At 58.9% G+C, this 11,884-nt stretch carries 12 protein-coding genes; 7 read left to right on the top strand and 5 right to left on the bottom strand.

Features of this window, described 5'->3' with window-relative positions; genetic code table 11:
- Both ADB08_RS06530 and ADB08_RS06535 read left to right on the top strand, forming a co-directional pair.
- The coding region (locus ADB08_RS06530) for an IS30 family transposase (protein WP_049170654.1) at nt 1-711 on the top strand (711 nt) is incomplete at its 5' end.
- Nucleotides 712-834: 123 nt separating this feature from the next.
- A complete protein-coding gene (locus ADB08_RS06535; RefSeq protein WP_048732862.1) occupies nt 835-1,710 on the top strand; it encodes a methyltransferase domain-containing protein in 876 nt (291 codons plus the stop codon).
- Between the two features lie 3 nt (nt 1,711-1,713).
- Here the strand turns inward: ADB08_RS06535 and budA are convergent, their stop codons facing one another.
- From budA to glgA, 3 genes are all read right to left on the bottom strand, one after another.
- Nucleotides 1,714-2,454, bottom strand: a complete 741-nt coding sequence (budA, locus tag ADB08_RS06540) for an acetolactate decarboxylase (protein ID WP_049171946.1) — start codon at nt 2,452-2,454, stop codon at nt 1,714-1,716.
- A 151-nt stretch (nt 2,455-2,605) separates the two neighbouring features.
- On the bottom strand, nt 2,606-4,129 hold the full coding sequence (locus ADB08_RS06545; RefSeq protein WP_049171934.1) for a glycoside hydrolase family 5 protein: 1,524 nt from the start codon (nt 4,127-4,129) through the stop codon (nt 2,606-2,608).
- Between the two features lie 202 nt (nt 4,130-4,331).
- Nucleotides 4,332-5,528, bottom strand: coding sequence for a glycogen synthase (gene glgA, locus ADB08_RS06550; protein ID WP_049171936.1), 1,197 nt, complete (start codon nt 5,526-5,528; stop codon nt 4,332-4,334).
- Nucleotides 5,529-5,640: 112 nt separating this feature from the next.
- Between glgA and glgC the strand changes: the two genes are divergently transcribed.
- Nucleotides 5,641-6,858: a glucose-1-phosphate adenylyltransferase gene (gene glgC, locus ADB08_RS06555; protein ID WP_042388575.1), complete on the top strand. Its 1,218-nt coding sequence runs from the start codon at nt 5,641-5,643 to the stop codon at nt 6,856-6,858.
- A gap of 294 nt (nt 6,859-7,152) precedes the next feature.
- Here the strand turns inward: glgC and ADB08_RS06560 are convergent, their stop codons facing one another.
- Nucleotides 7,153-7,827 carry an O-methyltransferase gene (locus ADB08_RS06560; RefSeq protein WP_049171938.1) on the bottom strand — a complete coding sequence of 225 codons (675 nt, stop codon included), beginning with the start codon at nt 7,825-7,827 and terminating at the stop codon, nt 7,153-7,155.
- 158 nt (nt 7,828-7,985) lie between these two features.
- Here ADB08_RS06560 and sigE point away from each other — a divergent pair, with 158 nt between their 5' ends.
- The 4 genes from sigE (at nt 7,986) to tatB (ending at nt 11,109) form a co-directional block, all read left to right on the top strand.
- Nucleotides 7,986-8,639, top strand: coding sequence for an RNA polymerase sigma factor SigE (gene sigE, locus ADB08_RS06565; protein ID WP_049171940.1), 654 nt, complete (start codon nt 7,986-7,988; stop codon nt 8,637-8,639).
- A 51-nt stretch (nt 8,640-8,690) separates the two neighbouring features.
- The gene (locus ADB08_RS11175) at nt 8,691-9,083 is read left to right on the top strand and encodes an anti-sigma factor family protein (RefSeq protein WP_052317810.1); all 393 of its coding nucleotides are present in this window, start codon (nt 8,691-8,693) and stop codon (nt 9,081-9,083) included.
- Nucleotides 9,083-10,402: a S1C family serine protease gene (locus ADB08_RS06575; RefSeq protein WP_049171942.1), complete on the top strand. Its 1,320-nt coding sequence runs from the start codon at nt 9,083-9,085 to the stop codon at nt 10,400-10,402. The genes ADB08_RS11175 and ADB08_RS06575 overlap by 1 nt, the downstream gene beginning before the upstream one ends.
- A 110-nt stretch (nt 10,403-10,512) precedes the next feature.
- Nucleotides 10,513-11,109 (top strand): Sec-independent protein translocase protein TatB, encoded by a 597-nt coding sequence (gene tatB, locus ADB08_RS06580; protein ID WP_049171944.1) that lies wholly within the window; start codon nt 10,513-10,515, stop codon nt 11,107-11,109.
- Between the two features lie 64 nt (nt 11,110-11,173).
- Here the strand turns inward: tatB and ADB08_RS11365 are convergent.
- On the bottom strand, nt 11,174-11,884 hold a 711-nt coding region (locus ADB08_RS11365; RefSeq protein WP_049170654.1), incomplete at its 5' end, for an IS30 family transposase.

Consider the following 11,884-nt stretch of genomic DNA (forward strand, 5'->3'; position numbering starts at 1 on the left):
GATAATACGTCCATGACTATTAGCCACGAGTCGATTTACCAGGCCCTTTACGTACAAGGGGCAGGCAGCTTGCGCAAAGAACTTGTGTTTGAAAAGTCCTGCCGGACTACCCGGCCAGGGCGTAAACCCCGCTCGCTTTTAGCCGGGGTGCCCAAGCCACGTGGAAAACGCTGGACTCATGATGCCAATATTTCACTTCGCCCAGCCGAAGCCAATGATCGTGCGGTACCCGGTCATTGGGAAGGCGATTTGATTATTGGCGCAGATGGCACCAGTGCTTTAGCGACGTTGGTGGAACGCCGCAGCAGGTTTGTGCTGCTCGGCAGACTCGGCACTGACCATACTGCCGCCAGTGTCAATGAGGTGATGGTACGGATGATTCGTCGGCTCAAAGAGTCGATGGACACCACGATTTCGACGTTGACCTGGGATCAGGGAGTGGAGTTTGCCAAACACACCGAGTTTTCTGTCGCGGAGAATATCCAGGTGTTTTTCGCCGATCCGCATTCGCCGTGGCAGCGAGGTAGCAATGAGCGGATGAACCGGGATATCCGGTTTTATTTCCCCAAAGGCACCAACTTTACCGATGTCACCGACCAAGAGGTCGCCGAGGCGGAAGCATTGCTGAATAACCGGCCACGGGTAGTGCTCGACGGGTTAACTCCCCGGGAGGTAATCTCTGGTGTTATCCATGATGCAATGACCGCCTGACCCTACCAGGCAATTTTTGTCATAAACGTAGTCAGTAACTCGCATTGGAGTTACTTGGCTGAGCTCGACACGGGCTAAGATAGTGAAAATTATTTTTCTAGCTCAGTTTGAGGAGTGACCGACGTGCTAGCTGACATCATTGATGTGCTTGCTGACCCCATCGATGGCACTGATTTGAAGTTTGGTGATGCCGAACGAATGACTCTGAAGTCCGAATCCGGACATAGCTATGATGTCGCCCGCCAGGGTTACGTTACGCTCGCCGGTGGGGCTGGCCTGCGCTACACCGGCGATGACGCCAAGATGATTACCGCCCGCGAGGAGTTCCTCTCTGGTGGCCACTATGCTCCATTCGTTGAGGCAGTTACAGGCAACGTCCAGGACGTGCTTGACGACGCCAACGTGTCCGAAGCCGCCAGCCCAGTCATCTGCGAAGTCGGTGCGGGCACTGGTTATTACCTCGCACACACGCTGGACAGCATTCCCAATTCTCGTGGCGTAGGCATTGATGTGTCTGTGCCGGCCGCCAAGCACCTGGCCAAGAGCCACCCGCGCCTCGGTGCGGTTGTGGCCGATGCGTGGGCACGGTTGCCGCTGCGTGATGGTTCCATCGATGCGCTTACTGTTGTCTTCGCACCTCGCAACGCGGAGGAGTTCGCTCGCGTGCTCAAGCCGGGCGGCCAGGTTGTGGTTCTGACTGCCACCACTGGTCACTTGGGTGAGCTTCGTGAGCCACTGGGCATCATTGATGTCGAGCGCGGCAAGGTCGAGCGCATGATTTCCCAGGCAGAGGGGCACCTCGTGCCTGTTGGCGACCCGGAGCTGGTGGAGTTCGGTATGAACCTCAACCAGGGTGCAATCGCCGCGCAGATCGGTATGAGCCCGTCGGCACGCCATATTCACCCGGAGGTGCTGCAGGAACGCATTGCGGCGCTACCTGCAGAGATGCACGTCACCGCCCGTGCCTACGTCACTCGTCTTGGCCGCCCGGGAGACTAGCGTTTACTCCTTGACCTCGGTTTTGTGAATCTGCTCATCCAGGTCTTCCGGATCCAGGTCAGCATCCGAGAATTCCGCCGTTAGCGGAAGGCGAAGCTGCAGGTCAGTGCCCGGGCACAGTTCGATAGTGCCCGAGCGCAGCTTAAAGTCCAGCACATGCCCGCCGCCGGTGCCGCCTTCCGCAAGGAAGTGCACGTGACAGCCGGGCACCGAAATTCCCTTCTCGTACACCGGCGTGCGGAAGCCCGCAATCGTGCCCCGCAGGTTCTCAAAATCAACCGACGCGTCTTCTTCCGTCGCATCAACCATCTTCTGGTACGGCTTTTCCTGCTTTACGACGGTTCGAGTCTTCACCCACTCAAATTCGCCGGTAATCCGCAGTGCGTACATAAAATTTTGGCTCGGCACCAGGGAATCGATGATGGGGCTAATTTCCTTGCGAGTCAGGTTTTCCGGCGCATCCATCACCGTGTGGGGAACGAAGTTGGTCACCACCGTGTAGGGGCTGCGCTGATCCATGGTGGCCCGGGTCGCGGAGCCGTCGTGACGCACCTGCCAGCAAACACCGTCGAGGATTACCATTTCGCCATCGAGACCGTCGAAGGTGCCGATGCCGAAGTTGCCATGACCAAGGATTTCGCCAATGGTCATCTCGCCGTCGTAGATGCCATCGAGCAGTGCGGACATCAGTGAGTTTTGGAAAATTGTGTGTCGGACCGTTGGAAAATTCTCGTGAGTGGTCATGGAAGCCATTATATTCGCGATATTTGTAGCCCAAGCTGGGGCGGGTCGTCTGTTAGATGTCCGATCGGCTTGTGGGTAAGGAAATCGTGGCAAGAAAAACGCCCTGCGGAAAAATCCACAGGGCGCGATTTGGTGAATCGAGCGGTTGGTTCTACTTCGGCTGGATGGTGACTGTCACTTGGTCAGCAGTGGAGACGATATGAACGGTCTGGCCATCGGCAGCGACAGTGGCGTGACCGCCTTCGACATTCACTGTGAACCCATTCGGGAAGTTGATCGAGGGCACAACGAGCTCGCTGGTGGAACCAGGTGCGAAAACTCCGGTGCCGTCGACGCGGTTATTGTTCCAGCTGGCCTGGTAGACACGGGTGTCGCGGTTCCAGTCGGTAGCTTGCGGGGTGCCTGCGACCGCTCGCAGGTGTGGAGCGGCGAGGATGGTCATCTTGTCGCGGTTGAAGGCATCGGCACCTACAGGTCCTGGAACAGTAGGGTCGAAGACCATGCCCTGTTCCTTCTGGTTCTGCGTCGTCGGGTCGTTGCATCCGCAGTAGGACCAGTACTGCCAGCCGACCATGTGGCGGCGGGCAAGCGAAATTACGCCATTGAGGGTATCGGCATCGTCGGTCGCACCGAACTCGGACAGCAGTGTGGCCGAGCCGTTACCGGATGAGACGATTTCCGCATTGTCGAAGACGCGACCATCGAAAAAGTCACAGCCCGTGTAGGTGTTGAACAGGGCATTCGTGGTGCAGTAGACATGCCAGCTGAGGGCCGTACCAGCGGTTTCAGGAACCTCCGGGGCTGCCGGATTCGTGTTCAATCCGGTGTTCCACATGGAGTAGGGCTCGTAGTGGACAATAGCGTCCGGGTCCTTGTCGACAATCTGATTGGCAGCCTTCTGGTGCAGTTCATCGAGCTTTTCCTTAGCCGGGCCGCAGTCGCCGAGAGCCAGATAGCACAGTGGGTATGCGGAGCCTGGCCACGGTTCATTTATGATGTCGTAGCCCATCAGTCCCGGCATGTCGCCAAGGCGTTTGGCGACATGGCCCCACATGGCTGCGTAACGCTCCTGCAACCCAACGCCGCCTGGCCCTTCGCGGTTATTCAGGAAGTTGTCGTATGCCCTAATGAGTCCGATATTGAGAGCCTGGTTAGCGGGGAAGCCAACCTTTAAGAGGCTGGGAACGCCGTCGTCAATGACAGCCCAATCCGGGGCAAATTCGCCTTCGAACTTCTCGTTGTACATGTCCTGGTGGGCATCGACCAAGACCGCGATTCCACGCTCAGTGAGCATGGAGATAGTGCGGGCAATGGAATCCAGGTATTTGTCGTTGTACTCGCCAGGCTCTGGCTCTACTGCTTTCCAGATAATGCCGACTCGCATGGAGTCGAAGCCCTGCTGCACGAGCCAGTCAGCATCGTCCTCGTTAAAGCCTCCGGCCTCTGGGGTGTAAGGATCGTGCTTGTAGACGATGTTCGACCCCTGAGTGAGGAAAGCACGGCCGTCACCGTCGGTAAACCAGCGACCGGACTGTCCAAGGGGACCACGCTCGGTGATGGTAGCGGTACTAGGGGATGGGGCTACTTCTGTAGCGAGCGCCTGATGCGGTACTGCACCCGCTAGCGCTATGGCAATGGCGACACCAACTGCTGCCACCTTCTTAGTGAATCTCATACTCAGTATGCTATTGACCAGTAATGATAAATTCAGCCAAAACTCAAATTAGGTTTAGAAAAAGTGGGCAAAGGCATAAGTAAATGTCCTGAACGGGGTTAGTAAAAAGGCTAAGAAAGGCCCACCGCTTCCTCTTCGGAAGCGATGGGCCTTTGAGGAGACTTCGTCCACCGCGCAGCCGTGGCGTCTTGCGGACAGCCTGCTATATCAAAGACTTATAGACCTCGACGGTCTGCTGAGCGATGTTCTCCCAGCTAAACACATCTTCAGCGCGCTTCTTACCCGCCTGGCCAACCTTGGCAGCGCGGTCACGGTCGGCAACCATGTTGTTGACAGCGGCAGCGATTCCACGCTCGAAGCCCTCCGGATCGGACTCTTCGTAGTGAACCAAAGTGCCGGTTTCGCCATCGACGACAACCTCCGGAATACCGCCGACATCAGAGGCGACAACTGCGGTGCCACATGCCATAGCCTCGAGGTTAACGATGCCCAGAGGCTCGTAGATGGACGGACAGACGAAGGAATCCGCGGCCGTCAGGATCTCCTGAATCTTCTCCTTCGGCAGCATGTCCTGCACCCAGAAAATGCCATCGCGCTTCTCCTGGAGGTCATGGACGAGCTGCTCAGTCTCCTTCGCGATTTCCGGGGTGTCCGGAGCGCCGGCGCACAGAACGAGCTGCACACCGTCGTCGAAAAGCGATGCGGCCTTGACCAGGTGAGCGACACCCTTCTGACGGGTGATGCGGCCGACGAACGCGACCATCGGGCGAGACGGGTCAACGCCGAGCTCCTCCAGGACAGACCAGCCGTTCTGTTCCTTGGACTCTTCCCACGTCGGGCGCGGGTGCCACAGCTCGGTGTCGATACCGTTCAGGACAACGTGGACCTTGTCGGGGGAGATGCGCGGGTAGGCGTCCAGGATGGCGTCCTTCATGCGCGCGGAAACAGCAATGACAGCGTCTGCGTACTCCATAGCATTGCGTTCGGACCAGCTGGAAACGTCGTAACCGCCGCCGAGCTGCTCGCGCTTCCATGGGCGGTGCGGCTCCAGTGAGTGCGCGGTTGCCACATGCGGAATGCCCTTGAGCAGGCCAGTGAGGTGACCGCCCAGGCCTGAGTACCAGGTGTGAGAGTGGACGACATCAATGTCGGTTGCCGCGGCGGCATTTGCCATGCGCAACCCCGTGGACAGCGTCTTAATCGAGGCGTTGGCATCCTTCAGCTCCGGGTCAACGCCGTGGACATATACATCCGCCTCATCGCGAGGAGCACCCATGCAGTGCACATCGACGTCAACGCCGTCGAGGCCGCGCATGAAACGAGTCAGTTCAGTTACGTGAACACCTGCTCCGCCGTAAATCTCCGGAGGGTATTCCTTGGTCATCATGGCAACACGCATAGTTCCAGCGTAACCAGATTTGACAATTTCCGTCGCTTGATATGCCTGGGTGTGGGTAGTGGGGAGGGGAGACTGGCAGCGAGGAACGTAAATCGCATATAGGTTGGTTGGTGTGAGGAGTCAACCACATGTTTTGTCCATTGTCCTTGCCGGTGGCGAAGGCAAGCGTCTCTTCCCGCTGACGGAAGACCGCGCTAAGCCCGCCGTGCCTTTCGGCGGTAGCTATCGGCTTATCGACTTCGTGCTGTCGAACCTGGTCAACGCAGGTTTCTTGAAGATCTGTGTGCTGACCCAGTACAAGTCCCACTCGCTCGACCGTCACATTTCGCAGGCGTGGCAGTTGTCCGGCATCACCGGCCAGTACGTCACCCCGGTGCCGGCTCAGCAGCGTCTGGGCAAGCGCTGGTTCACCGGTTCGGCGGACGCGATTCTGCAGTCGCTGAACTTGGTTTATGACGAGGATCCGGAGTACGTCATCGTCTTCGGTGCCGACCACGTCTATCGCATGGATCCGCAGCAGATGCTGGAGGCCCACATCGAGTCTGGCGCTGGCGTGACGGTCGCTGGTATCCGCGTCCCGCGTTCTGAGGCCAGCGCATTCGGTGTCATCGATGCCGATGACAACAACCGAATCACCGAGTTCCTGGAGAAGCCGGCTGATCCGCCCGGCACCCCGGATGATCCGAACTCGACGTTCGCGTCGATGGGTAACTACATCTTCACTACCTCCGCGCTTATCGACGCTATTAAGCGTGACTCGGAAGATGAAAACTCCGACCATGACATGGGCGGAAACATCATTCCGATGCTGGTAGAGGAGGGCGAAGCTTTCGTCTGGGACTTCAAGGACAGCTACGTTCCGGGTGAGACCGAACGTGACAAGGGCTACTGGCGTGATGTCGGTACCATCGATGCCTTCTACGAGGCCAACATGGACCTGATTTCCGTCCACCCGGTGTTTAACCTCTACAACAAGAAGTGGCCAATCCACACCTTCTCGGAGGAGAACCTGCCTCCGGCCAAGTTCGTCCAGGGCGGTATTGCTCAGGCTTCGATGGTCGGTGCTGGTTCGATTGTCTCCGGTGGTACGGTCCGCAACTCGGTGATTAGTACCAACGTTGTGGTCGAGGATGGCGCGACGGTGGAGGGCTCGGTTCTCTTCCCAGGCGTTCGCGTCGGCCGCGGAGCAGTGGTTCGCCATGCGATTTTGGACAAGAACGTTGTAGTTTCCGACGGCGCCATTATCGGTGTCGATCCGGAGAAGGACGCAGAGCGCTTCAAGGTCAGCGCTGGTGGCGTTGTGGCCGTTGGTAAGAACCAGGTTATCTAGACTGTCTGAGTCCGACCGGCTGAAAAGGCACGTACCGTGGGGTACGTGCCTTTTGCCTTTAACCCTTTTTGCTACCTAGTTGCTACCTAGCCCCAAAACTGGCAGCCCTAAAAGTTGCGGGCTGCACCTGTGAATATGGGGTGCGCATGTGAATACGGGCATGGGCTGCAAATGTGAAACTGTGTGAGTTTATGACACTTTCAAGCCATTTTTCGGGCCATTTTTGTCATAAACGCAGTCAGTAAGTCGCAGTGGCCCACCGCTGCCGCTAGCCGGCCGGCCAACAGTAGAAAACTACTTCTTCACCAGCACAGTGGTGCCAGCTGCTAGAGGTAGGCGCATCACGTAAGCGTCGTCAAGCTGGAGCATGTATTCGTCGGCTTCGCGGGCAGCGACGGTGTCACGGTCAGTGCGTGACGAGTCAGCGACAGTGCCGTCGAGGAGCGCGCCGGTCAGGACGAGCGCGCCACCGGAGCGAAGCAGCGGCCAGGCCTTTTCCTGGGCGGCGCGGAGGATTGCCGGGACGACGTCCAAGTAGACCAAGTCGTAGGAGTCGGCGGCCAGTCGATCCATGACCTCCAGTGGCTGCGAGGGCAGGAAGCGCTGTCGGTTGGGGCGGATGCCTGCGGCTCGGAAAGCGGACTTTGCCAGAGACTGGTGCTCGAGCTCCGGGTCGATGCAGGTGAGAACGCCGTCATCGCCGAGGCCGGCGGCCAGGTGCAAACCGACTACGCCTGCCGCAGGCGATGCGATGACAGCGGCGGGGTGACCGTCGCGGCGGGCACTGGTCAGAGCCATGAGCGAGGTCAAAGCGGCGCCGGTCATCGTATCGGGGACGGCAACTCCGTATTCGCGAGCGCTCTCTCGGGCGCTTTCAAGGGCCTCGGAGACTACGGTCGTGTTGTTGACGTACTGTGCAATAGCGTCACGTGCGGATAGCGGGGTAGCAGAAGAACTCGTTTCGGACACGCTCTATAGCGTAGGAAAAAACTTCGGGCAGGGTAGCGGGGCGCGCCGGTCAGTGCCGGACTAGGTGCGTAAACAAGCCTCAAATTTGTCTGGACTCTCAAACTATTTTCAGGGTAAGGTCACTACAAACCTAAGGTTGGTAAGGAACACTGAACCTCATGCCCGAACGAGTCAAGTCCGAACGAGTCAGCGGAGGCGCCAGCCGCGAGGACGCCGCGTCCGCTGACGTAACTGAGCAACTGTCCGGCACCGCGGCTTTTGACGCAGGTGTGGGGGAGATGCCGTCGTGGTCGGAGCTGGTTCAGGCCCACGCGGATAGTGTTTATGGGCTCGCATATCGGTTGACTGGTAACCAGCAGGACGCGGAAGACCTGACGCAGGAGACATTCATGCGTGTATTCCGCTCGCTGAAGTCATACCGTCCCGGCACTTTTGAAGGCTGGCTGCATCGGATTACCACTAACCTGTTTTTGGATATGGTCCGGCATCGGCAGGTCATCCGGATGGAGGCGTTGCCGGAGAACTACGACCGCGTCCCGGGTACGCTGAAGACCCCGGAGCAGGCCGTCGATGACGCGATGCTCGACCCGGATTTGGAAATCGCGCTGGCTGAGCTGCAGCCGGACTATCGCGCGGTGGTTGTCCTCTGTGATGTGGTGGGGCTGACCTACGAGGAAATTGCCAGCACCCTTGGGCTCAAGATGGGCACTGTGCGTTCGCGTATTCACCGGGCACGTTCCAGCTTGCGGGCGACGTTGGAGCGCCTGGAGAAGGAACGACAGGAGCTGCCGGAGTCGGTCACCGCAGGCTAGATTTCCCGCACTCAATCCGCGGGAGCGGCTATTGTGGGGCTAGTTAAATAGGTGCGATTTCTGGAGGTGCTGCAGTCTGTGATTCAGCAGGGCGATGACAAGCGTTTTTTGTCAACGGAGCATCTCGGCACCGAGGCAATTGCCGCTTTTGTTGACGGCGAGTTGTCGGTCGTAGCTGAGCGTCGTGCGCAGGCGCACCTGATGGCATGTCCGGAGTGTCGCCGGGAGGTCGCGAAGCAGCGGCAGGCGGCCAAGCGTCTGCGTGATAGCGCGCCCTTGCACATTCCAGCTGAGCTGCGCGCTCGTATTGCTGATTTCGCAGGCAGTTGCGAGGACTCAGAGCCCCATCGGTCGGCGCGGCATCTCGCGCACCGTCCGCCGGAGTCGCTGAGCGCTGCGTTGGAGCAGATTGTTCGCGGTTTTCGTAAAGGTGGTAGTCACTAGTGGGCAAACATCGCTCTTTCGATGATTCCGTGTTTGCCCCGGACACCGATCGTGCCGCCGCAACTGGCGGGTTACAGCGTGCTCCAGGGCAGAAGCTTGACGACGACACCAGTGCCACCGCCCAAGAGTATTCGCCGTGGCAGGATTCGTCGTCACGCATGACGACGGGGCGTCCAGCCCGCAAACCCGAAGCGAAAAAGAAGCCTCGCCCGAAGACGGCTCCCCGCGTCAGCGCGCGGGAAGTGATTTTTGGCCGCGAGGTGCCGTGGCGTGTGATCGCGGCGTCGTCGGCCGTGGTGCTGCTCATTGGCGGTGTTGGCGGCTTTGTTGGCGGTTGGGCTGGAAAGTCTTTCCGCTCGGACTACCAGCGTGTGGAGCTGCAGCAGATTGAGGGGCGGCCGGGCAACGGTGATTTGACTGAAATCGGCAAGGTGGCGGAGGCTCTTCGTCCCGCGGTGGTGTCGATTGCGGTCAGTGCCGGTGAGGTCTCGGGCGTGGGCTCGGGGTTTGTCATTGATGGTGACGGTCATATTTTGACGAATAACCACGTCGTTTCGGCGGTGGCGGACCGGCAGGATATGCAGGTCTCCGTAACGTTTTGGGACGGCGGCAAGTTGAAAGAGGTGCCGGCCAAGATTATCGGCCGCGACCCGAAGACCGACCTCGCCGTAATTAAGGTCGAAGATGTTGCGGGGCTGACTGTGGCGCAGCTTGGTGATTCCAACGCGGTTGCGGTCGGTGACACAGTGATTGCGATGGGCTCGCCGCAGGGGCTGGGCGGAACGGTGACCTCGGGCATTGTCTCGGCGCTCAATCGTCCGGTGCGCCTGGCTGCTGAGGGGACCGACACGGACGGTTACGCCGATGCGATTCAGACCGATGCCTCCATCAACCCGGGTAACTCGGGTGGTCCACTGGTGGATATCCGCGGTGCCATTATCGGTATTAATACGGTGATTTTCAGTAGTTCGGGTGGCTCACAGGGGTTGGGCTTTGCGATTCCAATCAATTCAGCCGTTGCCATCGCGGAGCAGCTCATCGCCGGTGAGCAGCCGGTTCATCCGGGGATTGGCGTGACAGCGCGCACGGTTTCCAATGGCGCACTGACTGGTGCCGAGATTGCCAGCATCCTGCCGGGAGGCGTTGCCGACCGGGAAGGCCTGCAGGAAGGCGATGTGATTACGGCTGTGGGAGACCGCGCGGTATCGTCCGCAGATGAGCTCACGGTGGCGCTGTGGACTGTTGGCGCTGGTAATGAGACGGTATTGAAGATCGTTCGCCACGGAGCCGAGCTGGAGGCGAAGATCACGCCGGAGTAGGGGGCGCTGGTTTCGGCCGGTTTCGGCTGGTTTCTGCGGATTTGGCAGATTTGGTGGATTTGGCCGCGCAATGCTGCATGCGAGGTGCACTGTAACTAAGGTGGTATAACGTGTTTTCTAATGTTGGCTGGGGCGAGATTCTTGTCCTCTTTATCCTCGGACTAATTCTCATCGGACCTGAGCGGTTGCCGAAGGTAATTGAGGACGTCCGCGCATTGCTTCTGGCTGCGCGCACCGCAATCAATGACGCACGCGATAACCTCTCGGACGAGTTCGGTGAAGACTTCGACGATCTTCGCAAGCCGCTGCAGGAGCTCAACGATCTCCGTCGTCTCAACCCGAAGACCGCCATCACCAGGACGCTTTTCGATGGCGATGACACCTACCTGGACATGCTCTCCGGTAAGCCCGCAGCGGGTGGTGGCGGAACTGGTGCAGCCGGAGCTGCAGGAGCGGCAGGAGCGGCCGGGCCTGCGGGTCAGCAGTACCAGCAGTCCAATACGAACCAGCCAGTGCAGCCGGCTCCGTCGCAGCAGCCGCTCCCGCAGTCGGCTCAGCAGCCAGCCCAGCAGCCGGGAACGTGGCAGGATCCAGTTGCCCAGGCCCGCCAACAGCAAGCGCAACAAACACCACAGCAGCCGCAGCAACCGCAACAACCTCAGCAGCCCCGTGGGGTGCAGGCCTGGGTCGAGGACGACAACCTATAGCGGTCGCAAACCGTTCCCGACCGCAAGTTACTGACTAGGTTTATGACACTTTGAGCAGGTAGGGTCAGGCGGTCATTGCATCATGGATAACACCAGAGATTACCTCCCGGGGAGTTAACCCGTCGAGCACTACCCGTGGCCGGTTATTCAGCAATGCTTCCGCCTCGGCGACCTCTTGGTCGGTGACATCGGTAAAGTTGGTGCCTTTGGGGAAATAAAACCGGATATCCCGGTTCATCCGCTCATTGCTACCTCGCTGCCACGGCGAATGCGGATCGGCGAAAAACACCTGGATATTCTCCGCGACAGAAAACTCGGTGTGTTTGGCAAACTCCACTCCCTGATCCCAGGTCAACGTCGAAATCGTGGTGTCCATCGACTCTTTGAGCCGACGAATCATCCGTACCATCACCTCATTGACACTGGCGGCAGTATGGTCAGTGCCGAGTCTGCCGAGCAGCACAAACCTGCTGCGGCGTTCCACCAACGTCGCTAAAGCACTGGTGCCATCTGCGCCAATAATCAAATCGCCTTCCCAATGACCGGGTACCGCACGATCATTGGCTTCGGCTGGGCGAAGTGAAATATTGGCATCATGAGTCCAGCGTTTTCCACGTGGCTTGGGCACCCCGGCTAAAAGCGAGCGGGGTTTACGCCCTGGCCGGGTAGTCCGGCAGGACTTTTCAAACACAAGTTCTTTGCGCAAGCTGCCTGCCCCTTGTACGTAAAGGGCCTGGTAAATCGACTCGTGGCTAATAGTCATGGACGTATTATC

It is taken from the genome of Corynebacterium sp. 239_CJEI, from assembly GCF_001055995.1.
GTDB classification, from domain to species: domain Bacteria; phylum Actinomycetota; class Actinomycetes; order Mycobacteriales; family Mycobacteriaceae; genus Corynebacterium; species Corynebacterium jeikeium_D.

Bases quoted from the DNA above. Each gene is read 5' to 3' on its own strand.
- budA (WP_049171946.1), bottom strand. From the start codon at position 2,454: ATGACCACTCACGAGAATTTTCCAACGGTCCGACACACAATTTTCCAA.
- sigE (WP_049171940.1), top strand. From the start codon at position 7,986: ATGCCCGAACGAGTCAAGTCCGAACGAGTCAGCGGAGGCGCCAGCCGC.
- glgA (WP_049171936.1), bottom strand. From the start codon at position 5,528: ATGCGTGTTGCCATGATGACCAAGGAATACCCTCCGGAGATTTACGGC.
- ADB08_RS06545 (WP_049171934.1), bottom strand. From the start codon at position 4,129: ATGAGATTCACTAAGAAGGTGGCAGCAGTTGGTGTCGCCATTGCCATA.